This is a genomic window from Streptococcus mitis (assembly GCF_009496155.1).
GTDB lineage: Bacteria > Bacillota > Bacilli > Lactobacillales > Streptococcaceae > Streptococcus > Streptococcus mitis_BQ.
In genome coordinates this window covers 79,909-104,084 of record NZ_WIJP01000001.1, presented here as the reverse complement: position 1 = coordinate 104,084, position 24,176 = coordinate 79,909, and the positions used below count along the sequence as shown (strand labels likewise).

The 24,176-nt window shown below is 41.0% G+C and carries 23 protein-coding genes, 1 tRNA gene and 1 other RNA gene; 5 read left to right on the top strand and 20 right to left on the bottom strand.

Annotated features, from left to right (window positions below):
• The first annotated feature begins 118 nt into the window (after positions 1 to 118).
• Entirely contained in the window at positions 119 to 817 is a 699-nt protein-coding gene (locus GEZ84_RS00525) for a GntR family transcriptional regulator (RefSeq protein ID WP_153222885.1), read from the top strand.
• Positions 818 to 859: 42 nt separating this feature from the next.
• On the opposite strand, the gene GEZ84_RS00520 is transcribed toward GEZ84_RS00525, so the two are convergent.
• The 9 genes from GEZ84_RS00520 to GEZ84_RS00480 form a co-directional block, all read right to left on the bottom strand.
• Complete coding sequence (locus GEZ84_RS00520) at positions 860 to 1,756, bottom strand: DMT family transporter (protein ID WP_153222884.1); 897 nt, start codon at positions 1,754 to 1,756, stop codon at positions 860 to 862.
• A gap of 8 nt (positions 1,757 to 1,764) precedes the next feature.
• On the bottom strand, positions 1,765 to 2,700 hold the full coding sequence (locus GEZ84_RS00515) for a serine hydrolase domain-containing protein (protein ID WP_153222883.1): 936 nt from the start codon (positions 2,698 to 2,700) through the stop codon (positions 1,765 to 1,767).
• Entirely contained in the window at positions 2,697 to 3,422 is a 726-nt protein-coding gene (locus GEZ84_RS00510) for a CppA N-terminal domain-containing protein (RefSeq protein ID WP_153222882.1), read from the bottom strand. Before GEZ84_RS00510 ends, GEZ84_RS00515 begins: the two co-directional genes overlap by 4 nt.
• 123 nt (positions 3,423 to 3,545) lie before the next feature.
• Entirely contained in the window at positions 3,546 to 4,451 is a 906-nt protein-coding gene (gene gla / locus GEZ84_RS00505) for an aquaglyceroporin Gla (protein WP_153222881.1), read from the bottom strand.
• A 158-nt stretch (positions 4,452 to 4,609) separates the two neighbouring features.
• Complete coding sequence (locus tag GEZ84_RS00500) at positions 4,610 to 5,776, bottom strand: ATP-grasp domain-containing protein (protein ID WP_153222880.1); 1,167 nt, start codon at positions 5,774 to 5,776, stop codon at positions 4,610 to 4,612.
• Between the two features lie 12 nt (positions 5,777 to 5,788).
• Positions 5,789 to 6,529, bottom strand: coding sequence for an esterase family protein (locus GEZ84_RS00495; protein ID WP_153222879.1), 741 nt, complete (start codon positions 6,527 to 6,529; stop codon positions 5,789 to 5,791).
• An 18-nt stretch (positions 6,530 to 6,547) separates the two neighbouring features.
• A complete protein-coding gene (locus GEZ84_RS00490; RefSeq protein WP_153222878.1) occupies positions 6,548 to 7,372 on the bottom strand; it encodes an alpha/beta hydrolase in 825 nt (274 codons plus the stop codon).
• Between the two features lie 136 nt (positions 7,373 to 7,508).
• Positions 7,509 to 8,723, bottom strand: a complete 1,215-nt coding sequence (gene thiI / locus GEZ84_RS00485; RefSeq protein WP_153222877.1) for a tRNA uracil 4-sulfurtransferase ThiI — start codon at positions 8,721 to 8,723, stop codon at positions 7,509 to 7,511.
• A gap of 8 nt (positions 8,724 to 8,731) precedes the next feature.
• Positions 8,732 to 9,874, bottom strand: coding sequence for a cysteine desulfurase family protein (locus GEZ84_RS00480; RefSeq protein ID WP_153222876.1), 1,143 nt, complete (start codon positions 9,872 to 9,874; stop codon positions 8,732 to 8,734).
• A gap of 138 nt (positions 9,875 to 10,012) precedes the next feature.
• Between GEZ84_RS00480 and GEZ84_RS00475 the strand changes: the two genes are divergently transcribed.
• On the top strand, positions 10,013 to 10,441 hold the full coding sequence (locus GEZ84_RS00475) for a DUF6556 family protein (RefSeq protein WP_153222875.1): 429 nt from the start codon (positions 10,013 to 10,015) through the stop codon (positions 10,439 to 10,441).
• Between the two features lie 44 nt (positions 10,442 to 10,485).
• On the opposite strand, the gene GEZ84_RS00470 is transcribed toward GEZ84_RS00475, so the two are convergent.
• The 5 genes from GEZ84_RS00470 to GEZ84_RS00450 all read right to left on the bottom strand — a co-directional run bounded on the left by GEZ84_RS00470 (position 10,486) and on the right by GEZ84_RS00450 (position 17,436).
• Positions 10,486 to 12,789 (bottom strand): DNA translocase FtsK, encoded by a 2,304-nt coding sequence (locus tag GEZ84_RS00470; RefSeq protein WP_153222874.1) that lies wholly within the window; start codon positions 12,787 to 12,789, stop codon positions 10,486 to 10,488.
• A gap of 138 nt (positions 12,790 to 12,927) precedes the next feature.
• A complete protein-coding gene (locus tag GEZ84_RS00465) occupies positions 12,928 to 13,707 on the bottom strand; it encodes a hypothetical protein (RefSeq protein WP_319946396.1) in 780 nt (259 codons plus the stop codon).
• Between the two features lie 131 nt (positions 13,708 to 13,838).
• Positions 13,839 to 15,791 (bottom strand): fructose-specific PTS transporter subunit EIIC, encoded by a 1,953-nt coding sequence (locus tag GEZ84_RS00460; protein ID WP_153222873.1) that lies wholly within the window; start codon positions 15,789 to 15,791, stop codon positions 13,839 to 13,841.
• On the bottom strand, positions 15,788 to 16,699 hold the full coding sequence (pfkB, locus tag GEZ84_RS00455) for a 1-phosphofructokinase (protein ID WP_153222872.1): 912 nt from the start codon (positions 16,697 to 16,699) through the stop codon (positions 15,788 to 15,790). Before pfkB ends, GEZ84_RS00460 begins: the two co-directional genes overlap by 4 nt.
• Positions 16,696 to 17,436 (bottom strand): DeoR/GlpR family DNA-binding transcription regulator, encoded by a 741-nt coding sequence (locus GEZ84_RS00450; protein WP_319946395.1) that lies wholly within the window; start codon positions 17,434 to 17,436, stop codon positions 16,696 to 16,698. Before GEZ84_RS00450 ends, pfkB begins: the two co-directional genes overlap by 4 nt.
• A 161-nt stretch (positions 17,437 to 17,597) precedes the next feature.
• Here GEZ84_RS00450 and GEZ84_RS00445 point away from each other — a divergent pair.
• A tRNA-Ser gene (locus GEZ84_RS00445) sits at positions 17,598 to 17,685 on the top strand.
• Positions 17,686 to 17,901: 216 nt separating this feature from the next.
• Here GEZ84_RS00445 and ssrA read toward each other — a convergent pair.
• From ssrA to GEZ84_RS00425, 4 genes are all read right to left on the bottom strand, one after another.
• Positions 17,902 to 18,249, bottom strand: a transfer-messenger RNA (tmRNA) gene (ssrA, locus tag GEZ84_RS00440).
• 61 nt (positions 18,250 to 18,310) lie between these two features.
• Positions 18,311 to 18,946 (bottom strand): SGNH/GDSL hydrolase family protein, encoded by a 636-nt coding sequence (locus tag GEZ84_RS00435; protein ID WP_319946394.1) that lies wholly within the window; start codon positions 18,944 to 18,946, stop codon positions 18,311 to 18,313.
• Position 18,947: 1 nt separating this feature from the next.
• Complete coding sequence (locus tag GEZ84_RS00430; RefSeq protein WP_153222871.1) at positions 18,948 to 19,775, bottom strand: HAD family hydrolase; 828 nt, start codon at positions 19,773 to 19,775, stop codon at positions 18,948 to 18,950.
• Positions 19,776 to 19,796: 21 nt separating this feature from the next.
• Positions 19,797 to 21,122: a CapA family protein gene (locus GEZ84_RS00425; protein ID WP_153222870.1), complete on the bottom strand. Its 1,326-nt coding sequence runs from the start codon at positions 21,120 to 21,122 to the stop codon at positions 19,797 to 19,799.
• A 174-nt stretch (positions 21,123 to 21,296) separates the two neighbouring features.
• Here GEZ84_RS00425 and def point away from each other — a divergent pair, with 174 nt between their 5' ends.
• Both def and rlmB read left to right on the top strand, forming a co-directional pair.
• Entirely contained in the window at positions 21,297 to 21,908 is a 612-nt protein-coding gene (gene def, locus GEZ84_RS00420; RefSeq protein ID WP_001272952.1) for a peptide deformylase, read from the top strand.
• 44 nt (positions 21,909 to 21,952) lie between these two features.
• Entirely contained in the window at positions 21,953 to 22,681 is a 729-nt protein-coding gene (gene rlmB / locus GEZ84_RS00415; protein ID WP_153222869.1) for a 23S rRNA (guanosine(2251)-2'-O)-methyltransferase RlmB, read from the top strand.
• Positions 22,682 to 22,902: 221 nt separating this feature from the next.
• Here rlmB and trxB read toward each other — a convergent pair whose 3' ends face one another.
• Together trxB and GEZ84_RS00405 are read right to left on the bottom strand one after the other, a co-directional pair.
• The gene (trxB, locus tag GEZ84_RS00410; RefSeq protein ID WP_153222868.1) at positions 22,903 to 23,814 is read right to left on the bottom strand and encodes a thioredoxin-disulfide reductase; all 912 of its coding nucleotides are present in this window, start codon (positions 23,812 to 23,814) and stop codon (positions 22,903 to 22,905) included.
• A gap of 65 nt (positions 23,815 to 23,879) precedes the next feature.
• Positions 23,880 to 24,104: a DUF4059 family protein gene (locus tag GEZ84_RS00405; protein ID WP_020900216.1), complete on the bottom strand. Its 225-nt coding sequence runs from the start codon at positions 24,102 to 24,104 to the stop codon at positions 23,880 to 23,882.
• Between the last annotated feature and the right edge of the window lie 72 nt (positions 24,105 to 24,176).

Here is a 24,176-nt window from a genome sequence, read left to right as displayed (position 1 = left end):
CGGTAAGGCGACGCTGACGTGGTTTGAAGAGATTTTCGAAGAGTATAAACAAGGCGAAGATTGACTTTTTCTAGTTTATTAGGGTACAATAGAGAAAAGATAGAAATGAAGTGAAAATATGCTACCTGCTTATATGAAAATCCATGATCAGATAAAAAAGGATATTGACGAGCACCGTTGGGCTATTGGGGAGAGACTTCCTAGTGAAAGAGATTTGGCTGAACAATTTGAGGTCAGCCGCATGACCCTCCGACAGGCTGTATCTCTATTAGTCGAAGAAGGTGTCTTAGAGCGTCGCGTAGGAAGTGGCACCTTTGTTTCCAGTACTCGGGTACAAGAAAAGATGCGAGGGACAACCAGTTTTACTGAAATTGTCAAATCCCAAGGCAAAGTTCCCTCTAGCCAGCTCATTTCTTACAGAAAAACCATTCCCAACAAGCAGGAGGTTGCCAAGCTAGAAATTTCTCCAACGGAAAATATTATCCGAATGGAACGTGTTCGCTATGCCGACCAAGTTCCTCTGGTTTATGAAGTTGCTTCTATTCCTGAAAAATTCATTAAGAACTTTAAAAAAGAAGAAATCACCAGTCATTTCTTCCAAACCCTGCAAAAATATGGCTATCGTATCGGCAAATCACAGCAGACCATCTATGCTCGCCTCGCTAAGGAAAAAATTGCCCACTATTTGGAAGTTGAAAAAGGACATGCTATTCTTGGGCTGACTCAGGTTTCCTACCTAGAAGATGGGACAGCTTTTGAATATGTAAAAAGTCAGTATGTAGGCGAACGTTTTGAATTTTATCTTGAAAACAACTAGAATACTAGGTAAAAACTCTCTGTCACGGACAAAGAGTCTTTTTTATTTTTCTAAGAGTAAATCTTTTAAAGAAATCAGAGTTACAGCAAACAATATCATTGCCATGCCAAGAAAATCAATGGGATAAAATTGTTCATTCATGATTAGAAAGGCAAAGAAAACCGCCGAGATTGGTTCAATTGAAGCCAATAAACTTGACTTAACCGGTCCAATCAGACTTGCTCCTTTTAAAAAGGCTGTATAGGCAAAGACAGTCCCGATAAGAATAATGCCCGCAAAAGCGAGGAGAAAATCAAGACTAGTTGGGATAGCAGTCTGTAGAACTCCTGTAAAAGGAAGGGCGACCAAACCTGCTATAACCATTCCCACACCAATGACCAAACTACTCCCCCACATCTTAATCAAGGCTATGGGCAAAATGATATAAAGTGCGTAAGTCAGAGCAGAAAATAGCCCCCAGAATAGGCCAGCAGGTGTCATTGATAACTGGTCCAACTCCCCATGTGTTGCGATCAGGAAGGTTCCTCCAATGGCTAATATGATGGAAATAATCTCTGCCAGAGTCGGTGCCACCTTATCCTTAATACAGCTATAAATCAAAATTCCGACAGGGCAAACATACTGAAGCACTGTCGCTGTTCCTGCATTGGTCTCCTGAATAGCAGTTAGATAGGCAAATTGATTGAGGAAGAGGCCAATCAGAGCAAAAATAAGAAGAGACAGCAAACTCTTTCTATCCTTTAAAAAGGTCAGCATTTTATCCTTTGCAGTAACATAAGCTAAGAGCATGAGAATCCCACCAGCGATTAAAAGTCGTAAGTTAGTCAAGACCAGAGCCGAAATTCCGTGTGCCATCAGGTATTGGCCACTCGTTCCTGATAGGCCCCAAGCTATACCAGCAACAATTGTCAATAAAAATCCTTGCAAACTCCTTGACATAAATCTCCTCACTCTACCTTTCGAATCAAGTCCATAAGCTGATTACGGTCTACAATCCACTGGGCTCTCTCATCCTTTTCATAGGTACGATTCGATAGGAAAATAGCCGCTTCTTGCTTATGACGATTCCACATGATAAAGGTACCTGTATAACCCGTATGATCTAGCCAATCTCCTTCCAAATTCCATGCCATAGAACGTTCCTTGTCATCCAAAGGAGAAAAATTTTGACTCAAATTTCTTGCAAAATCATCTGCTAAATAGTGTTCTAAAAAGATTTGTAAATCCTTTGCAGTCGAAAACAAACCCGCACTACCTGCATGTCTGCCCAGGAGACGAGCTTTGGGATCATGTACCAGACCTGCCTCTACACCTCTGACTGTTGGAACAGCAAGCTCAACAGGACCAAACTGGGTTTCCGTCATTCCCCAAAGTTTCCAGACTTGTTCTTGTAAAATCACATCCAAGTCTTGGTCAAAGATTCTTTCCAAAATAAAGCCTAACAGCAAAAAATGGACATCTGAATAAAGAAAGGCTGGCTGATTTCGTCTCTTGAGATGAAACATCGCTTCTTTTAATTCTAGGGCTGTTAAAAGATCACGATTGGGAATAAACGGATCAAGATCTGTAGCGTGAGTTAAGAGCTGACGAATAGTGATATCTGGATAATCACTTTCAGGTAAAAAATCGGTTACTGGTCTGTCAATATCTAATTGACCTTTTTCCCACAAAAAGGTACAAACTGTGCCAACCCCAACAACCTTACTGACACTGGCTAGGTCATAAACTAGTCCTGCCTCAGTCTCTAAGCCACGCTCTGGTTCACTCTGGCCTAAATAGAACTCCGTCCATTGATTGTCCTTAAAATACGCAAAAGAGGCTCCAGGATAAATCCCTGCCTCGATTTGTTCTTCTATTTTTTTAATAATATTGGTCCACTTCATGCTTCTTCAAACCACAATTCAACATTATTTCTATCTTTACCAAGGAAGAATTTTTCAGACTTAGGAATAAAATATTCGGTAGACTCAAACCTCTTGCGAAGACTTTCTATGTCTAGTTCATTAACCAAGAACTTGAGCATAGATAAGTCCCAAGTAACCGTATTGTCCACAGTCAAATCCTGCCCCTGAGCTGGGATAAAATCAAGTGATGTCCCCATTTCAGATGATTCCAAGAAACTTTCGATATCAGTTGGGAGATGTAATTCCATAGAAATCTCAAATTTACTCAAAGAAATTGACTCCAAATCTGTTTGAAATTCAGGCCTCTCTTCTACTTCTACTAGACTTGCTCTATCATCTTCCGCATGAATCAAAATCAAATCATCTTCTGGTGATAAAACTTCAAGAGCGTAGCCATTTTGACCTTTATATAATCGATGAATCGCATCTATTTTAGATAAGAGATTTTCGATTTCCAAGGGATTTTCCACCTTGATAACCAGTTTAGCCAGCTTTTTTCTTCCCTCCACCTTACGAGTACGCATACTAGGAGCTTCTTCTAAAACCAGCTTTTCTAGACCTGTTTGATCACCTAGTGATAGAAATGCTGATTCTTCTAACAGGGCCTTCATGCCAAGGGTTTCAATATAAAATGTTTCATTTAATTTTCTATTATTAACTTTTAAAGTAGGAATAATCCGTACAATTTGATTTACATTCATAAATTCCTCCAACTCTTTTATTTTAAAGGATTTTAGAATTTTTTACAAGATATTATGCTCAAATTTACCGATTTTCATAAAAATTTCATCTAAAAAACCGAGGCTTTCCTCGGTTTCAATTTCTTATAGGTAAAGGAATTTGAAGATAGCTACTGCCGCAATTGCTGCTGCGATAGGTGCTACTACTGGTACCCAAGAATACCACCATTTTGAATCACCTTTGTGCTCACCAAGAACTGATTTTGGAAGGAAAGCATGAAGGAGACGTGGTCCCAAGTCACGGGCTGGGTTCAAGGCAGGTCCTGTAGGTCCACCAAGTGATGTTACCAAAGCCATAACAAGGAATCCAAGTGCCAAGTGAGCAATTCCAAGACCAGATGTCATAAATGGTGCTACTTGTTCTTTAGCTTGGTCAAGCGCTGCTGTTACTTGTTCTTGAGGAATTGTTTGACCTTGAGTAGTTGCTTGTGCAACTTGAGCATTAATAGCTGCTTGTGCTTTTGATACTAGTTCAGCACCAAAGAAGTTTTTAGTCAATCCAAGCGCTGCAAAGAAAAGAACAAATGAACCAACAAACTCGTTTACAAAACCGTTAACAGTTGCCGCAAAGCGTGATTCTTTTGTACCTTGATCCAAGCTTGAAATTGTTGAGAAAGTACCCAAGATATTGTTAGGATTTTCAGTTTTCAAGTAGTATGGGCGGTGTGTTGCCACAACCAAGGCTTGACCAAAGATAGCACCCAAAACTTGTGCGATGATATAAGGCGCAACTTGTGCCCAAGGGAATAGACCGCTTACTGCAAGTCCAAGAGTGAAGGCTGGGTTGATGTGGTTTCCAGATACATTACCAAACATCAAGGCAGGAATCATAACCCCCATACCGTAACCAACAGCGATAACGATCCAGCCACTTTGGTGACCTTTCGTACCTTTAAGTTCAACGTTGGCAACTGCACCATTTCCAAGAATGATCAAAATAGCAGTAGCCAAAAATTCAGTGGCATATTTAATTGCCCATGTGAAATCCATTTGATAGATTCTCCTTAAAATTTTTTAGACAATCCTTATTCTATCAATTTTTATATCTTTTAGCAACAGGTTTTCTAAAAGAATATATGAGAAAGCGGTTTTATTTCTTATAAAAAACAAAAGGATTAAGAAAGTCATTCTCCTTAATCCAAGAGTTCTTATTCTTGACGTTGTCCGAAATCTGCAATCATTTGCTCCATTTCTTGTCGACTCGGAGTTGTCAGCATATAAAGGTAATCTCCTTGAAGTTCCGCAAAGGCCGCTGGCATGATTTTCTTAACCTTGAACTGCTGATTGTATTTTGCAAGCAAGTCCTCCTCAGAATAAACATAGTGAGCATTTGCACGGCGAGAAGTAGCCAAACAATACTGAGGTTCAAACTCTGACGCTGGGAACTCTTCTCCTGCGACAATGGCTGCATATCCACGATAGAGGTCCAAGGAATGAGCAAAGTTATAAACATCAATGGTGAAACCACCTGCAGGGCGGTTATTGTACTCGATGGCAATATAATCATCCCCTTCACGGAAGAACTCGATATGGAAGAACCGTTCTTTCATACCAAATTCCTTGACAATTGCCTCACCATATTTACGTAATTTAGGATCCATATCCTTGAGTACATAGTAAGAATTGTCCATCTTGTAAATCATGAGATCAAGCGGTGTATAGGCATAGTCAAAGGTTGTTGAAAAGACAATCTTGCCATCCTTGTCCACAAGACCATCAAAGGTACAAATTTCACTAGACGTGACAAATTTCTCAAAGAAATAAACGGTCGAATGGTCCCATTCTTGCTTGAAATGATTGATATCGTCCTCTGTCTCAAGCTTAAAGGTCGCGGCTGCTCCCACTCCATTGTCAGGTTTGGCAATCATTGGAAGGCCAATTTCATTCACAGCTTGATCCACATCTGCTTCCGTCTTGATAACAGCTCCAGGAACAACAGGGACACCTGCTTTTTTGAAGAGTTTCTTCATTTCAGACTTAAATTTCGTCTTTTTGAGATCCTCTGGTTTGGCACCAAAAACATTGAATTGTTCTCTGAGTGTTGCGTCCAGCTCTAGCCAATATTCATTGTGAGACTCGATACGGTCAATTGGGCCATGTTTATAAAAGAGAAAAGCTACAGCACGCTTGACTTCGTCTATATTTTCAAGATTATCTACACGGAAATACTCGGTCAAACTATTGCGCAAGGGTTCATCCAATTGCTCGTAAGGCTCTTGACCAATTCCCAAGACGGTGATGCCTTTATTTGCTAGTTCGATGGTAAACTGTTGAAAATTTTGTGGATAGTAGGGAGAAATAACAAGGTAATTCATAGGTAACTCCTTTTATAAATAGAGATTTCCAAGGAAATAAGGCATTTGTTTGCGCCACCATTCCCAGTCGTGAGCGACATCATGTCCCCATTCAGCAAACCAGGCTGGAATTTGTTTCTGGTCAAAGGCTTCTTTGAGCTTGTAGAAAGACGGTAAACCGTCTTGTTCCCAGGCACCAAGACCCGTACACAGCACAATCTCTGCCTGACGGTAACGATCGATAAACCAGCCGTCGTTCTGATTCCAGATATAATCTACTGGCGAGTTTTGGTAAATGGCATCGTCACTGTAGTAATCGCCGACAAAGAAACGTACATCGTAAACACCACTGAGAGCAATTACTTTGGTAAAGACGTCTGGATGTTGGAGGAAAAAGTTGACAGCATGGTAGGCGCCCATGGAGCAACCTGTCGTCACCATACCATCAAACCAACCTGTCTTATGCTTGATAAAAGGAATAGCCTCTTCAATCACATAGCGTTCATAGGCACGGTGCATCTCTGCTTGGTCGTGACCATTTTTCCAAGTGGCCAGCCAGCTCTCACTATCCACACTGGATAGGGTAAAGAACTGAACACGGCCTTCCTCGATAAAAGAAGCACAGGCATCAATCATGCCAAAATCATAGTATTCATTGTGACTACCACCTGATGAAGCAAAGACCACAACTGGAATCCCAGCATGGCCATAACGGTTAAGGTACATTTCACGGTTAAGATTGCCACTCCAGTGGCTAAGATATTCAATATGCATATTTTCTCCTTTCTTACTTTACCAGTTTTCTGCAAAAAATCTCAAACAATCGGGTAGATTTTCTGACCAAGGTATTTCACTATGGATGGCACCAGACTGAACTTTCAAGATAAGATTATCCAGATGAACTCCCCCTGCTATCAAATCATGGTAATAGAGAAGCGACGAGTCGATATAGGCTTGCTTGATATTACCAGCCATCAGGGTCTTGTCCGTATCATCTGCTTCTTCTGTTCCTACATAGATAAAGATACGCTGGTCAGGAGACAGTTTCTTCCGATCGATATAGCGGTTAAAGGCGTCTTGGTGAAGCCAGTTTGCAGATGAAAAGACACCTAAACAACCAATTTGGTCTTGGTATTCCAAACCGATAAACTGGGTAATATTGCCTCCTAGCGAAGAACCAATCATAGCCGTATGCTGGCGGTCAGCTTTTGTACGGTAGGTCTCATCGATAAAAGGCTTGACCACCTCCATGACAAACTCGGCGTACTCCACACCTTTACCGCCAAATTGCTGCCCTGGGATAGGAGATTCTTGGAATTTCCAAGCCGCATACTCATTCATCCGCCCCATGCCATCATTGTCAATGGCAACGACAATCATGCGACTGATATCGGGATTTCGTTTGATGGCTGGGATAATCTTCCACGAGTGACCAATGAAAGATTCTTTACTGTAAAAGACATTTTGCCCGTCATGAAAGTAAACAACAGGATAAGAACGATCCGTGTCTTTCTCATAATCTTTAGGAAGAAGAACACGTACACGGCGATCCTTACCAGTGTAAGGAACCTTGAGTTTGTGTTCTTTCATTTTTAAATAAAAGTAGGATTGATTCATTGTCAGAAAACTCTCTATATTCAAAATTTTATCTCATTATATCACAATTATAGAAAAAAAGTTAGCTTTGCTTCCATTTTTGGATTAAAAACTAACTTTTTTATTTATTTCTCTAAATTCTTTTGGATTTTCTGAATTAAAGCAGATTGTCAATCAAGTCATCTACTTCATCTTTTTCAACTTGAGGTGTAATCTCAGTAATCATGATTCCAGCAACTGCTCTCTCTACTAAGCCCTTAACATCCATCCGTTTTTCATACTGCTCTGCATTTTTAATCTTAGGATTTGTCTTAGGACGGTCAGGTGCAAAAATCGTACAGCAGTCTTCAAAAGGCTGGATAGAAATATCAAAGGTATCGATTGCTTGGGCGATGTCAATGATTTCCAACTTATCCATAGTAACCACGGGACGAATGACTGGAGTGCTAGTCACAGCGTTGATAGTCTGCATGCTTTCCAGGGTCTGGCTAGCTACTTGGCCAAGACTTTCCCCATTGATGATAACTAAACCATTTCGTACCTCACGAATACGATCGGTAATCCGCATCATAAAACGGCGTGTCAAGGTCATGAGGTAGGCTTCTGGTGCTTTAGCCTTGATTTCCTCTTGAATCTCTGTGAAAGGCACTTCTATAAACTGGATATTACCCCCAAACTTGGTCAATTTACGAGTCAAATCTTGAGCTTTTTTAAGGGCACCAGGACTCGTGTAAGGTGGGCTAGCAAAGTGAACCGCCTCAATATCTACCCCTCGTTTAAGAGCTAGATAACCTGCCACAGGAGAGTCAATCCCCCCTGACAACATGAGCATGCCTTTACCAGAACTTCCCACAGGTAATCCTCCTGCTCCACGAAAGGTTTCATAGGAAATATAAGCCGCTTCCTCACGAATCTCAACCTGAAGATTGATGTCAGGATTTTTCATCTGAGCTTTCACGTTTGGAATAGCCTTGAAAACAGCACTACCAAGAGTTTGATTGAGTTCACGACTGTCCAATTCAAAGTTGTGGTCGCTACGCTTACCAGTGATTTTAAAGGTCATCCCTTCCTTGTAAGTTTCTTTCATAATCTCTTGGACAGCAGACTTAAGAACTTCCACAGACTTTTCGACTTTATAAACGGGAGAAAAGTTTTGAATTCCAAAGACTTGCTTAAGTGATTCTGCAACCGCTGTGTAATCCGCTCCATTGAGGTAAGCGTGGGCACGGTCGCGATCTGCAGTTACCTTAACTTGGGGATAAATAGACAAAACGTCTGAAATATTATTACGAAGTTTATTGATGAAGCGCATACGATTTTTGTGTTTGGTTGACAATTCTCCATAGCGAATCATAATTTCTGAATACTGCATAAATGCTCCTACCTTACTTTTCTAGTTTGATTATAAATTAATTTTAGCTTGGTTAAAAACTGCTCGACCTGACTCATATCATTTTCAAAGTCTAGGCTTAGACGCACAGCTGACTGGGCCTTATCCTTATCCACTCCCATGGCAATCAAGGTACCTGCAGGTTTCCCAGCCTTGGACGAACAAGCAGAGGTCGTTGAAATGAAAATATCATAGTCTTCAAAGGCGTGAACGATGACCTCACCACGAACACCCTTAATTCCAAAAGTCAAAATATGAGGTGCAAAGTCTTCCTCATCTGAAAAGACAAAAATATCTGGATAGTCGAGAAGAGCTTGGCGAATCACTGCCTTCATCTGTCCTGTCTTACTAGTAAAGATATTCAGCTTTTCCATAGACAAACGAAGAGCCTTGGCTGTCGCTGCAATCCCTGCTACATTTTCAGTTGTCGAACGATAATCACGCTCCTGACCACCACCTGTTAAAAGAGGCGTAATCTTCTTGCCAAACTTGATATAGACAAAACCAACACCACGGACACCATTAAATTTATGACTCGAGAAGGTCGCAAAATCCACTCGTTCTGTCAAATACTTTTCAGTTGGAATCTTAGCAAGTGCCTGAACCGCATCAACATGGAAGGAAATAGTCGGCTTATCTGCCAAGAGTTCTGAAATAGCCTCAATAGGTTGGATAGAGCCGATTTCATTGTTTACAGCCATGACAGAAATTAGGATTGTATCAGGTCGTATCAAAGCTCCTAGAGCCTCAACATCCACAAATCCTCTGCTATCAACTGGGACAATATCCACCTCAAAACCTTGACTTTTCAGCCAGAGAGCTGACTCCTTGACTGCTGGATGCTCAATAGCTGATACGATGATGTGCTTGCCAAATTGAGCTTTTTCAAAGGCCACACCCTTGATGACCCAGTTATCCCCTTCTGTTCCACCAGAAGTAAAGAAGATTTCATCACTTTTCTTGCCGATTAAATCTGCAATCTGTTGGCGAGAAGCATCTAAGATTCGTGTTGCCTGGTCTCCTAAACGATGGAGACTAGATGGATTTCCTAAAATTTTTGAAGCGACCTGCATATAAGTTTCAAGTGCTTCTGGATAAGGCTTGGTCGTCGCCGAATTATCAAAGTAAATCATGTTTTCTCACGCTTTCTAAAATCACTCCCTCTATTGTATCATGAAACGGAGCTTGCGACAAGAAAGGGCAATTCCTCTTTTTTTAAGATTTTTTTAAAGAAATGAGGTATAATAAATTTTAATTAAAGGAGAGAATACATGTCTAATTATCGTAGAACTTCAAAACCAAAAACAGAGCACATCAAAAAAGGATTTACGGTCTTTCAAAAAACCGTTGCTACTATCGGTAGTATCCTTGGCTTAATTACTGCGACTATCACGATTATGAACGCCTTGGATAATAATAAAAACACTAAAAAAGAACCTACGACAAGCCAGACGACAACCATTGTCAAAGAAATTCAAAAGGAATCCCCTAAGGAAAACACCAGTCCCAATAAGGAAAATAACACTTCTCAAGAAAAAACACAGCAAGAGGAAACACCAAAATCTAACGTCAAGGAAGAGAAAAAAGAAGAGCAGAAAGCAGCAACTCAGGAATCTACTACTCCTGCTCTAAGTAAATCCACTACTGAAAATGAAAAACAGTCCAATAGTCCAACTTCGAAAAATAAAAGTAATCAATAACCAGTAAAATAGCTTCCCTCCAAACTTGGAAAGAAGCTATTTTTTTATTGTTGCAAAACTTTTCTTGGTTTGGTACCTTCAGCCGGACCGATGACACCTGCCATTTCCAATTCTTCCATGAGGCGAGTCGCACGGTTAAAGCCAACTGATAAGCGACGCTGAATCATGGACGCACTGGCTTTCTGCGTCTCGATGACCAAAGCCTTGGCTTCTTCAAAAAGCGGATCCCCACCAGATTCACCATCTGAAAATTCTCCGTCATTTTCAGAAACCTCACCTGGATCAAAACTCTCATCGTAGTCTGCATCTGCCTGAGCCTTGATGAAGTTTACGATGCGTTCAACATCATCATCTGAGATAAAGGATCCTTGCAGACGAACTGGATGATTTTCATCAATCGGTTTAAAGAGCATGTCTCCTCGACCAAGCAGTTTTTCTGCTCCATTTTCATCCAAAATCGTACGGGAGTCTGTCCCTGATGAAACCGCAAACGCTACACGAGATGGAACATTGGCCTTAATCAGACCAGAAATGACATCAACGGATGGACGCTGGGTTGCAAGAATCATGTGGATACCTGCAGCACGTGCCTTCTGTCCGAGACGGATAATGGCATCTTCCACTTCCTTGCTTGCCACCATCATGAGGTCAGCCAACTCATCTACAATCACAACGATGAGTGGCAGTGGAATCTGCTTGTACTCAGACTGAGCATTAAACTCTTCTACCTTGGCATTAAAGCCTGCAATATTACGGACTCCCACCTTGGCAAAGAGTTCATAACGATTTTCCATTTCATCCACAACCTTTTGCAGGGCCTTGCTGGCCTTACGTGGATTGGTCACGACTGGAATCAAGAGGTGGGGAATATCATTGTAAACAGATAACTCAACCATCTTGGGATCGACCATCATAAATTTAACTTGGTCTGGTCTCGCCTTCATGAGAATGCTAGCGATAATACCGTTAACTGCTACTGACTTTCCTGAACCCGTTGAACCTGCAACAAGTAGGTGAGGCATCTTGGAAAGGTCAAAAGCTCTTGCGGCACCATTAACAGCCTTCCCTAAAGGAATTTCCAAGAGATTTTCAGCTTTCGTTTGAGATTGTTCCCAAAGTTCACGGAAAGACACAGTGGCAATCTCGGAGTTAGGCACCTCAATTCCGACAAGGGATTTCCCAGGGATTGGTGCTTCGATTCGGACATCCTTGGCCGCTAGAGCTAGTGCTAAGTCGTCTGCCAGATTGGAAATTCGGTTAACCCGCACTCCAACTGCTGGCTTGACTTCATACTTGGTTACTGAAGGTCCAATTTCAGCCCGTTCCACCGTTACCTTGATACCAAAGCTAGCAAAGGTTTCTTCTAGGATTTTGATATTTTCCCGAACGATTTTCTTCTCTTTAGACTGGTCCTTTGGTTTATCTGGCGCAAAGAGTTGCAAGCTTGGAAGTTTGTATTCAATAGCCTCCTTGGCTGAAAAATCGACCTGAACATCTTCATCATCAGAATCATCTTCCTGTTCAGGGAATTCAAGTTCAGGTTGAGGCAGGATGATTTCTGGTTCCACCCACTCTTCTTCCGAAAAAGGTGGAACGTCAAGCACAACATCATCAGTCAGAATTTCACCCGTTTCCATATCAACAGGAGGCAAATCGAGTAAGGCTTTTTCAGCTTCTTCTTGTTCTAATCTAGCCTCTTCCTCAGCCTTTTGGCGAGCTTTTTCTTCTTGTTTGACAAAGCGTTCCTCTTTTCGACGCTCATGCCCTTCCCGCCATTTAGCAAAGCCTCTACTGAAAAATTCCGCAATATCGTAAACAGACCAAGGACTGATTAGGAGAGCGCCTGCTAAAATCAAGATAGAACCAATAAAGTAAGTACCGATATTTGAAAAAAGAAAGGCGGTTGGCATATAAAGAGCGACCCCAATCAAGCCCCCTCCAGCAAAACTGGTCGTTCGAAAACCAGTCAAATCCGTCACAACCTGAGCCATGGTTCCTTTTAATACCGACTTGTCCAAACCATATTGCCAAACTAAGTAGGCCTCAAAAATCAGGAGCAAGCCTGCAAATATGGTGAAAAAGCCAGATAAGAGTCCTTCCTGTTTTCGTATCCACTTGAAAAAGAAGAGATAGATCAAGAGACCAACTATTGCCAGATAGGCTAGGCTACCCACCAGCAAGCGAATTAAATTGTAAAGGGTTATACCTGCAGCCCCTAATTTAAAGGCTGCGAAAATCAATAAAAGCGCGATTCCCAACGAAATCAACATCCGTTGAATTGCTTCTTTTCTTTCGAGTTCTGCTTTAGACGGTCTCCGTCTTGTTTTACTTGTATTCTTGTTTGCCATTCTTCTATTATACCATATTTCACAGGTATTTCGAAAAGAGAAAAAGACTGCACCAAACGGTCCAATCTTCTTTATTATGATTATATTCAAAGTAATTGTTATTATATTTAAATAATCAAAGTCTCAAAGTTTAGATTTTTAAGATTTCACTTCGAAATTTGTATTTTTTATTTCTTGTTTTCTATCTATTTCCCTATCCGCAACTTCCCAAACACAATCGAAATGTTTTTCCATCATAGAGATGAAATCTATTTCATCATTATTAGTTTTAAAAAAATCATCCTTTTTAGTAGTTTTTCGTTCACCTATCAACACGAAATTGGTCTCCCAATTATATGGAGGCAGAGTAACTCTTAAAAAAGCCTTTGTCGTCTTCATATTTTTCTTTCTTTTATAAACCAATATAAATGGCAAACGATATTGTGTTGAATAATAGCGAATTTCCATTTGTCCACTTTCTATATATTTACTATATTTTTTAGTCACATCTTCAATTTCGATACTAATATTTGTGTCAGACTTTCGCACCCCTTCTTTATCCTCAAGTTCCTCTAAATCTGATAAAAAATTGGTATAAATCTGAGAACACAAAAAACGAATTTTCATTCCATTATTCATAGCATTCTCTAATACAGTTCTATTTTCCGAAAAAAAATCAATACCTGATATAAAAAGTAAATCCAATCTTTTAGTATCTTTACATAACTTTTTAATCTCTCTAGTCGAATGCTTTTTCTTTGCCACTACACCTTTAAATCCATACGATTTCATTTCTTTTGCAATACGAAAATCTCTTGTAATTTTTTTCGTTACTAAGTAACCAAAACCACCGATTATTCCAGAAGCTAATAGAGCTGATAAAATTGATTCTACTATCTTCTTCCAATCCAAATCCAGAATAAATTCAATTATATTCACTTAACATACTCTCATTATATTTTTTCATTTCTATGAGTTTTATTTTAGAATATCATTCAAAAACTTGTTTGTCAAATTCTTTAAAAAAGACTGCACCAAACGGTCCAATCTTTTCATTTTATATCTATTTTTTATGCTTGTGGTTTGCGTAGGTAACCATAGACCACACCACTTACGATTGCTCCTACCAAGACAGAGGCAAGGTAAAGGAGAGCATTTGAAGTAAGCGCGATAACGAAGATTCCTCCGTGTGGTGCCATGAGTTTGATACCAGTAAGACCAACGAGTCCGCCTGCTACTGCAGAACCAAGGATGAAGCTTGGAATCGCACGAGCTGGGTCAGCGGCACCAAATGGAATCGCTCCCTCAGTGATGAATGACAAGCCCATGATGATGTTTGTCAAACCAGAGTTGCGTTCTTCCTTAGTAAATTTATCTTTGAAAAGAAGAGTTGCAACAAAGATAGCAAGTGGTGGCACCATTCCTCCAGCCATAACCGCTGCCATAGCCACAGAACCACCTGAAGAAACAGTCGCTGCAAGCGTACCTGTACCAAAGACATAAGCCGCTTTGTTAACTGGTCCACCCATGTCAACAGCCATCATTCCACCAAGGACGATACCAAGAAGGACAGCTGAACCTCCTCCAAGACCACCTAGGAAGTCATTCATAGCAGTGTTGATTGCCGCCATTGGGATGTTAACAGCTAGCATGACAAATCCAGTCAAGATTGTTCCAAGAAGTGGCAAGAGAAGGATTGATTTAGCACCTTCAAGTGAACGAGGAACTTTAACGTATTTCTTGATAGCAAGAACCAAGGCACCTGCGATAAATCCACCAACAAGGGCACCTAGGAAACCAGATGAGACACCTGCAAGAGTTGAAGTTGCTTCACCACCTGCTGCATAAGGGATTTTACCAAAGGCAAAACCTTCTTTGGCAATAGCGCCAGCCACGAAACCAGCTACCAAACCTGGTTTTTCAGCGATAGAGTAGGCAACATAACCTGCAAAGACTGGAAGCATCAAACCAAAGGCTGCACCACCAATTTTCATGAACATAGAAGCTAGCTCATGGTAGGAACCAAGATTACCAAGATTTTCATTTGGAACACCCAAAGCACCATCAATCAAGAAGGCAAGGGCAATCATGATACCACCACCGATAACGAATGGCAACATTTGCGATACACCACTCATCAAGTGTTTGTAGAAGGCACCACCAAGGCTTTGTTTTTCGTTAGAGGCTGTTGCAGCTTTTGCATCATTAGCGGCACGGTAGACTTCCGCATCTCCTGAAAGAGCCAAGTTAATCAACTCTTCTGTCTTACGGATCCCGTCAGCAACCGGACGATTGATCAATGGTTTTCCATCAAATCGATCCATTTCAACGGCCTTGTCTGCTGCAATGATAACAGCTTTAGCCTTGCGGATGTCTTCAGCAGTTAGTTGGTTACCAACACCGCTAGCTCCGTTGGTTTCCACCTTAATTCCAACACCCATTTCAGCAGCCACTTTTTGAAGGGCTTCTTGGGCCATGTAAGTGTGGGCAATTCCTGTCGTACAAGCTGTAACAGCTACGATAAAGTCACCAGTTTCATTAGCAGGTACTTGAACAGGCTCCTCAGTTTTTTCTGAAGCTTGGTCAAAGAGTTCGATGACTTGGTCAACTGATGTTACTTGACGAAGTTTGTCAGCAAAACCGTCTTTCATCAAGTATTGAGACAATTCTGCCAAGGCTGCCAAGTGAGTGTCATTGGCACCTTCTGGAGCCGCAATCATAAAGAAGAGGTCAGTTGCTTGCCCATCCAAGCTCTCATAGTCAACTCCCTTGTTTGACTTAGCAAAGAGAACAGTCGCTTCTTTGACAGCAGCATTTTTGCTGTGAGGCATTGCGATTCCGTCACCCAAACCTGTAGAAGTCAAAGATTCACGCGCCAAAATTCCTTCTTTAAAGATTTCAAAATCTGTCACATAACCGTGGTCTGTCAAACTTTTAATCATCTCTTCGATGACAGCAGTTTTTTCAGTTGCCTGCAAATCCAGCAACATAACATCTTTTCTCAATAGGTCTTGAATTTTCATCGTTTTTCTACCTCAACTTTTTCATATGTTTCTTTAATAAATTCCGCTGTTGCCAAGTCATCCGAGAAGGTGGTTGCTGTTCCACAAGCCACTCCCCATTTAAAGGCTTCTACCGCGTCTTTTGATTTAACAAATTCACCTGTGAATCCAGCAACCATAGAATCACCAGCTCCAACTGAATTTTTCACAGTTCCCTTAATTGGTTTAGCAAAGTAAGCTCCCTTAGATGTGACAAGAAGGGCACCGTCACCAGCCATAGAGACAATGACGTTTTGAGCACCTTTAGCTAGTAACTCACGAGCATATTTCTCAATTTCATCTAAACTTTCGAGTTTAACCCCAAAAATCGCTCCAAGTTCATGATTGTTTGGTTTGACCAAAAGTGGCTGATAGTCCAAACTATCAATCAAGGTCTGTCCTTCAAAGTCACAAACCACTTGCGCACCAGTCTTGCGTGTCAAGGCAATCAAATCCTTATAGATAACATTGCCTAGATTTTTAGCACTCGAACCCGCAAAGACAACTGTATCTTCTGCTGTTAAACTTGAAAGAATAGCTTTCAATTCTTCTAACTGAGCTGATTCAACATTTGGACCCGTTCCGTTAATTTCTGTTTCTTGATCTGCTTTGATTTTAACATTGATACGCGTATCTTCTGCTACTTGGACAAAACGTGTCTCGATTTCTTCCTCTGCAAGGGTATCTGTGATAAATTTACCAGTAAAGCCTCCGATAAATCCCGTCGCTGTATTTGGAATATCCAAACGTTTCAAGACACGACTGACATTGATTCCTTTTCCACCAGCAAACTTATCATCACTGTCCATACGATTGACACTACCGACCTGGACTTGGTCCAAACGAACGATATAATCAATAGATGGATTGAGTGTGACTGTATAAATCATACTTCTATTACCTCCGTTTTCTCCTTAATAACCTGCAAGAGCTCATGCCCTTGACTGGTGATAACAATAGCTCGTTTGAGTGGTGCTACCTTGGCAAAGCAAGTTTGTCCAATTTTTGATGAATCCACTAAGACGTAGGTCTGTTTAGCATTCTCCAAAATCGCTCGCTTCACAGCTCCCTCCTCCATATCAGGAGTCGTATAATAACCATCGTCCACACCATTCATCCCGATAAAGGCACGGTCAAAGTGCAATTGGTTAATCTGGTTAAGAGCAACGCCCCCGATGCTAGCATCTGTCGCCATCTTGACACTTCCTCCAACCATGACAGTTGGAATCTGCTTTTCAACCAACTGAGCTGCATGGTGAATCGAATTGGTCACAACAGTAATATTCTGATTAACCAATTCATGAATCAAAAAGGCAGTTGTTGTTCCAGCATCTATAAAGATGACATCTTGTTCCTTGATGAGAGAGGCTGCTTTCTGAGCTAGCAACTTCTTCTCTTGAAGGTTTTTGACAGATTTTTCTTGAATGGTTTCTTCTTCCTGCAAAGGATGGGGCAATTCTGCTCCACCATGCACGCGACGAAGCTTGTTTTCCGCTTCCAACTCATCCAAGTCTCTTCGAACCGTTGATTCTGACGTTTCTAGCAAACTGACTAATTTTTCTAGAGAAACTACATGATGTTGATGTAACTCCTCTAAAATCAGCTGTTTACGCTCTGTTTTTAACACTGAATCACCTCCTGTTATCGTTTACACTATTCATTCTATCATACTTTCTTTCAAAGTCAAGCATTTTTTGTCATTTTCTTTCAAATTCTATCATTTTCCTTATTTACAGAATTTTTATTGCAAGATAGGATCCTTTATGGTAGACTATTTGAGTAAGTATTGGAAGATTACTCAAGAGGCTTAAGAGGCCGTGTTGGAAACGCGGTAGGCGTGTAACAGCGTGCGTGGGTTCGAATCCCATGTCTTCCGTAGAAAAGAACAATTATTTCTAGGATCAACAAATGTTGTATCCTTTTTTGTATCGCTTTTTTAAAAATAAGGTCTGCTTTAGGGTCTGTTTGTGACTCCTTTGTTGCATTCTTTTCGCAAAAGAATGCAAAGGAATACCAAAGATAAAAATAAAAAACGTTGATTTAACAACGTTTTACCAAGGAATGCAAAAGAATGCAAAGGAATGCAAAGGAATAATGGAGCCGGTGGGAGTCGAACCCACGTCCAAACACCTGCCAACATATTTGTCTACAACCATAGGTTATGTATTATTTTAACAGTCCCTCGACACATAACTCAAGCCTAGAACCTGCGAGTCTATCAATCTCTTATCAAGCCACTAGACAAGACTTGATCGTATCTCGCTAATAATAAGACCTGTCATTGAACACGAGCAATCCAAATCGGGTCACGCCTGCTGGTTTTTAGGCAGCTAGAGCGTAAGAAGTGTTATTTTTTGCAGTTATATTTAACTGAGCGTTTACGTCGCCACACGAGTCGCAAAATATGCCTCATAATGCCTGTCGAATCCGTAACGACCCCAAAAGACAATAAAACCATTATACCCTATCTAACTCAAAAATGCAAAAAGGAAATCAATTAACTAGAAAAGATAGTCTTTCAAGGCTTTTGTCAAAACCTGATAACCAGCAACACTGAGATGCAGACCATCAGTCGTATATTCTTTTTTGAGTTGGCCTGCTTGGTCTGTCAAACTATCAAAAACTGGCACAAATTCTACCTGCACGTAGGCAGAATCAAGCTCTTGATAGGCTTGATTCCATTTTTGAATTTTTTCATTCGTGCGGATATAAACTGTCTGCTTGTACTCCTCTCCCTCATTGACTGGCAAAATGGAAAGCAATTTCATCTCTGTCAGTGGATAATCGCGAGCAATGAATTGAATGATAGCTTCGAGATTATTGAGTGCCTCATTCACAGGTACATCTTTTCCGATATCATTTGTCCCAATCAAAAGGACAATTTTATCTACCGTTCCACCGTACAGATGGGCATCCAGATTATCTAATAACAGTTCTGTCTGATAGCCACGAATGCCACGATTGACAATCGTCTTTGAAGTCCCAAATAACTCCTGCAGAGGATAATATTCGACAATGGAATCCCCAATAAAGAGAATATCTGGTTCTACAACAGAAACCTGATTTAAGTGACGGTACTTGGTTTGGATTTTTCCTTGTTCCTTTAGTAACCAATTTTCTAATAACTGTACTGCCACTTCATTCTCCTTTTTCTAACCAATTTTCCAAGACTTGATAAACTCCTCCTTGGCTGTTGGCTGGCGCTAGAGAAGTCGCCACAGCTTTGGCTTTATCATCAGCATTTTCCATCGCATAGGCAATTCCAGCCATTTCAAGCATTTCAACATCATTTTCACTGTCACCAAAAGCCATGATTTGTTGAGGGTTCAAGTCCCAGCGCTTGAGTAATTCTTCCAAGCCCCATGCTTTATGAATCCCAGCTTGAAGGATATCAATGCAACCATAGCCGCTCGATACAGCCCGAACACGGCTATCAAAGAGATCATTGATTTCTTCCAAGACCGAATTCAACCGTTCCTCACCAACAACCATACTCATCTTGAGCACACCACCAAAGAGGTCAGAGGTTAACTCATCCACAAACTGCATCCGTTGGTAGAATTTTTCAATCATTTCTGGAGTCATAAAACTTTCAAGGTCTGTAAAAATCGTACCTTCTTTGACGAAACCACCCTTCATAGCCGTCACAACAAACTGATCCTGACACGCTCGATCCTTGAAATGAGCCAAAGCCTTATCAACAATGGCGTCATCCCAAGTCTGAGCCTGAATCAGTTCATTGTTTTCAAAAATACGAGCACCATTGGCAACAACCAGAACCACTCGATCCACCAAGTGCTCCAGTAGTTGCCTCATGCGGTGAATTTCATTGCCCGTCGCGATGACAAAACGAATACCCCTTTGGTCCAACTGATCTAAAATCTTTTCCAAGCGTGGGAGATCAAGCTGGCCTCTAGCATCCAGCAAGGTCCCATCCATATCTGTCGCAATTACTTTAATCGTCATTTACTTTCCTCTGGATTCAAGCTAGTCCCACTTCAATCCCACATGTTCGTTCATTTCTTTATAGGCTGTATCAATTCGTTCCTTAGTCGCTTCATCTAACTGGTCACGATGACTGCCACCCTCGATAAAATCTTCTAAGATATAAGTTTGGTAAAGGAAGAGTGGATAACCTTCTGGAGAATAGGTTCCTTTCGGTGTACGGTTTACCCAAGAAGGGTGCGCTTTGGCAGTTTCGATTGTCGTCTTACCAGCCTTTTTCTTAATAGTCACATCCATGAGCACGCCACGCTCTGTCCACTTAGCATTCTCTTCATCTTGCATGGTTTCAATTCGTTGATTAGAAATGAAGTTCCCCATTGAATAGATAATGAGTTTCTTGTCCCCATCTTTTTCAACCGTTTCAGATGGTTCCACAACGTGAGGATGCCCTCCAAAGATAATATCAGCTCCCCAATCTATCATCTTGTGATAAAGAACCTTTTGTTCCTCAGTTGGTTCCAAGCGATACTCCACACCCATCTGAGGCATGATAATAGTAATATCCGCTTCCTTTTCTGCACGTTCAATTTCAGCCTTCATCTTGTCTTCATTTAGGTCTGAAAGATAGCGGTTATAGTCTGCTTGAGAAATATTTTGCTCAATTCCATTAAATCCATAAGAATAAGCCAAAAGTGCAACCTTGATGCCGTTCACTTCCTTGATAACCAGTGGAGCTTGATCACGGGACTCATGCGTATACACTCCAATAGGTGTCATTCCTGCCTTTTCAATTGCATCTGCTGTTGAGACCACACCTTCTATTTGTGAATCTAGGATATGATTATGCGCCAAGTCTAGCACTTGATAACCAGCATCCTTAATGGCATCCATGACTTCTCCAGGTGCATTAAATAGCGGATAACCAGCCAAATAACGGTCCTTGTTTACAGTCCCTTCAAAATCACCTATAATCAAGTCTGCTTGTTTGAGCCATGGTTTCACATAATCAAAATTTTCATGAAAATCATAGGTCCCATCTTCTTTTAAGGCAGAACGATAGATTGGAATATGATAGAGGAGGTCCCCGTTGGCCATAATTCTAGCAGTCTTTTCCTCTTCCTGATCTTTAGAATTTTGATTGGTCTTATTTGCTTCTTGAGAAATGGCATCCTTTTTTTGACTGGTTAAGGGGATTCCTTGAAAGCTTTCAAACAACAAGACCAAGCCCATTGATAAAGCTACTGCTAGCAAAAGGACCGCAACAAATCCCTTATTGCTCCACCTACGATAACTCCTAAAAAAGTTTACCAAGCCCCTCATAAAACGAAAAACTGATCCACGTTTATGTCTTTCCTGTCTTCTTTGCATCTGTATTCTCCCAACTTTCTAATGCAAGCCTTTTCTTTTCATTATATCACAGATACGTAATTCTTTCACAATTGAATCGAACCTACTAGACATTTTCTATAAAAGCTCGATGCCGTAATACTTTCAATCCTTGTCATTTTGTGTTATCATGTAGAGGTAATGAAAGGAGAGAAAATGTCTGCAATAGAACGTATTACAAAAGCTGCTCACTTAATTGATATGAACGATATTATCCGCGAAGGGAATCCTACTCTACGCGCGGTTGCTGAGGAAGTCACTTTCCCCTTGTCTGATCAGGAAATCATCCTAGGCGAAAAAATGATGCAATTCCTTAAACATTCCCAAGATCCCGTAATGGCTGAAAAATTGGGACTCAGAGGTGGGGTTGGACTGGCTGCTCCTCAGTTAGATATCTCAAAACGCATTATCGCTGTTTTGGTACCTAATATTGTCGAAGAAGGCGAAACTCCACAGGAAGCCTACGACTTGCAAGCTATTATGTACAATCCAAAAATCGTCTCTCACTCTGTTCAAGACGCTGCTCTTGGCGAAGGAGAAGGTTGTCTGTCTGTTGACCGCAACGTGCCTGGCTATGTGGTGCGCCATGCTCGCGTCACTGTTGACTACTTTGACAAGGATGGAGAAAAACACCGCATCAAACTTAAAGGCTACAACTCTATCGTTGTTCAGCATGAAATTGACCACATCAACGGTATCATGTTTTACGACCGTATCAATGAAAAAGACCCATTTGCAGTTAAAGATGGTTTACTGATTCTAGAATAAAGAAAATCCCGTTGCAAGACGGGGTTTTGTGTTATAATAGAGGCATGAAAACAAATGATATTGTCTATGGCGTCCACGCCGTTACCGAAGCCCTCCTTGCAAATACTGGCAACAAACTCTACCTCCAAGAAGATCTCCGAGGTAAGAATCTTGAGAAAGTCAAGGATCTGGCTACAGAAAAAAAGGTATCCATTTCTTGGATCTCAAAAAAATCCCTCTCTGAGATGACTGAAGGTGCTGTGCACCAAGGTTTTGTTCTACGAGTGTCTGAATTTGCCTATAGCGAGCTAGATCACATCCTTGCAAAAACGCATCAAGAAGAAAATCCACTTCTATTGATTCTGGATGGTCTTACTGATCCCCATAATCTGGGTTCAATCTTGAGAACGGCCGATGCGACCAATGTTTCAGGTGTCATCATTCCTAAGCACCGTGCTGTCGGTGTTACTCCTGTCGTTGCCAAAACAGCCACAGGTGCTATTGAACACGTTCCAATTGCCCGAGTAACAAATCTGAGCCAAACTCTGGACAAACTCAAGGATGAAGGATTCTGGACCTTTGGAACAGATATGAATGGAACTCCTTGCCACAAGTGGAATACAAAAGGGAAAATCGCCCTCATCATCGGAAATGAAGGAAAAGGTATCTCTAGCAACATTAAAAAACAGGTCGATGAAATGATTACCATTCCTATGAATGGACATGTTCAAAGCCTTAATGCTAGTGTTGCTGCAGCCATTCTCATGTACGAAGTTTTCCGAAATAGACTATAAAAAAGTTTCCAATCATCTGATTGGAAACTTTTTTATGATTATAAAGAGCAAACTAGGAAGCTAGCTGTAGACACCTCAAAGCAGTGCTTTGAGGTTGTAGATAAGACTGACGAAGTCAGCTCAAAACACTGTTTTGAGGTTGTGGATAGAACTGACGAAGTCAGTACCCATACCTACGGCAAGGCGAAGCTGACGTGGTTTGAAGAGATTTTCGAAGTGTATTAACTATGTTCTGTGATAAATTTATAGGCTTCTTGACCAGCGATAGCTCCATCTCCAACTGCCGTTGTTACTTGGCGAAGATCTTTCAAACGAACATCTCCAACTGCAAAGATACCATCAACTGCAGTCTTCATGTGATTATCTGTCACAATCCAGCCTGCCTGATCTTGGATATTCAATTCTTTAACAAAATCGCTAAGAGGGTCCAAGCCAACATAGATAAAGACGCCACCAAAGGCTTGCTCTGTCACTTGACCTGTTTTCACATTTTCAAATACGACAGATTCTACTCGGTTTTCACCCTTGATTTCCTTGACAACAGAATCCCAGATAAAGCTGATTTTCTCATTCGCAAAGGCGCGGTCTTGTAAAACCTTTTGGGCTCGAAGTTGATCACGACGGTGAACAATGGTAACAGTCTTAGCAAAACGAGTCAAGAAGATGGCTTCTTCGACAGCTGAATCTCCGCCACCAACTACCAACAAATCTTGGTCACGGAAGAAGGCACCATCACACACGGCACAGTATGAAACACCACGACTATTCAGTTCTTCTTCTCCAGGCACTCCCAAAGGACGGTGTTTAGAGCCAGTCGCTACGATAACTGTACGGGTTTCATATGTTTGGTCATCAGTCATCACTTTCTTAAAATTACCATGGTCTTCTACATTTTCAACATAACCATAAATGTGCTCAACACCAAGGTTTTCAAGCGGTTCAAACATCTTTTCTGCCAATTCTGGCCCACTAATATTAGCGTATCCAGGGTAATTTTCAATATCCGATGTATTATTCATCTGACCACCTGGCAAACCACCTTCAATCAAGGCTACTTTCAGATTGCTGCGAGCAGCATACAAGGCTGCAGTCATCCCTGCAGGTCCAGCACCGATAATAATAGTATCGTACATATAGATTCCTTCTTTCTTGTTGTAACTATCTTTATTCTAACTCTTTCTTGTCAATCATGCAAGGATTATGCCTTGAAAACAAGAATTAAACTCATAACCGCAAAGGATAATACTGGAACAACCAAGACCCCAATCATAATCATATCATAGAGATGGGCTTGGCGAGCCTTGACTGTCTTATCAACTCCCGACATGGCTCTCAGTCCAATCCAAATCCCTAAAAAAATCAGGACGAGGATGGTAGTCAAGATCAAACTCTCGAAATATAAAGAAAATAGTTGCAATAGCATGATTTCTCTCATTTCTATCTTTTTTAAAGAGTAAACTCAGCTAGTCCAGCTAACTGAGTTTTCCTTTGTCTA

Excerpts from the sequence above, each read along its gene's own strand:
- GEZ84_RS00525 (WP_153222885.1), top strand. The coding sequence starts at position 119 with ATGCTACCTGCTTATATGAAAATCCATGATCAGATAAAAAAGGATATT.
- GEZ84_RS00520 (WP_153222884.1), bottom strand. The coding sequence starts at position 1,756 with ATGTCAAGGAGTTTGCAAGGATTTTTATTGACAATTGTTGCTGGTATA.
- GEZ84_RS00515 (WP_153222883.1), bottom strand. The coding sequence starts at position 2,700 with ATGAAGTGGACCAATATTATTAAAAAAATAGAAGAACAAATCGAGGCA.
- GEZ84_RS00510 (WP_153222882.1), bottom strand. The coding sequence starts at position 3,422 with ATGAATGTAAATCAAATTGTACGGATTATTCCTACTTTAAAAGTTAAT.
- gla (WP_153222881.1), bottom strand. The coding sequence starts at position 4,451 with ATGGATTTCACATGGGCAATTAAATATGCCACTGAATTTTTGGCTACT.
- GEZ84_RS00500 (WP_153222880.1), bottom strand. The coding sequence starts at position 5,776 with ATGAATTACCTTGTTATTTCTCCCTACTATCCACAAAATTTTCAACAG.
- GEZ84_RS00495 (WP_153222879.1), bottom strand. The coding sequence starts at position 6,529 with ATGCATATTGAATATCTTAGCCACTGGAGTGGCAATCTTAACCGTGAA.
- GEZ84_RS00490 (WP_153222878.1), bottom strand. The coding sequence starts at position 7,372 with ATGAATCAATCCTACTTTTATTTAAAAATGAAAGAACACAAACTCAAG.
- thiI (WP_153222877.1), bottom strand. The coding sequence starts at position 8,723 with ATGCAGTATTCAGAAATTATGATTCGCTATGGAGAATTGTCAACCAAA.
- GEZ84_RS00480 (WP_153222876.1), bottom strand. The coding sequence starts at position 9,874 with ATGATTTACTTTGATAATTCGGCGACGACCAAGCCTTATCCAGAAGCA.
- GEZ84_RS00475 (WP_153222875.1), top strand. The coding sequence starts at position 10,013 with ATGTCTAATTATCGTAGAACTTCAAAACCAAAAACAGAGCACATCAAA.
- GEZ84_RS00470 (WP_153222874.1), bottom strand. The coding sequence starts at position 12,789 with ATGGCAAACAAGAATACAAGTAAAACAAGACGGAGACCGTCTAAAGCA.
- GEZ84_RS00460 (WP_153222873.1), bottom strand. The coding sequence starts at position 15,791 with ATGAAAATTCAAGACCTATTGAGAAAAGATGTTATGTTGCTGGATTTG.
- pfkB (WP_153222872.1), bottom strand. The coding sequence starts at position 16,699 with ATGATTTATACAGTCACACTCAATCCATCTATTGATTATATCGTTCGT.
- GEZ84_RS00430 (WP_153222871.1), bottom strand. The coding sequence starts at position 19,775 with ATGACGATTAAAGTAATTGCGACAGATATGGATGGGACCTTGCTGGAT.
- GEZ84_RS00425 (WP_153222870.1), bottom strand. The coding sequence starts at position 21,122 with ATGCAAAGAAGACAGGAAAGACATAAACGTGGATCAGTTTTTCGTTTT.
- def (WP_001272952.1), top strand. The coding sequence starts at position 21,297 with ATGTCTGCAATAGAACGTATTACAAAAGCTGCTCACTTAATTGATATG.
- rlmB (WP_153222869.1), top strand. The coding sequence starts at position 21,953 with ATGAAAACAAATGATATTGTCTATGGCGTCCACGCCGTTACCGAAGCC.
- trxB (WP_153222868.1), bottom strand. The coding sequence starts at position 23,814 with ATGTACGATACTATTATTATCGGTGCTGGACCTGCAGGGATGACTGCA.
- GEZ84_RS00405 (WP_020900216.1), bottom strand. The coding sequence starts at position 24,104 with ATGCTATTGCAACTATTTTCTTTATATTTCGAGAGTTTGATCTTGACT.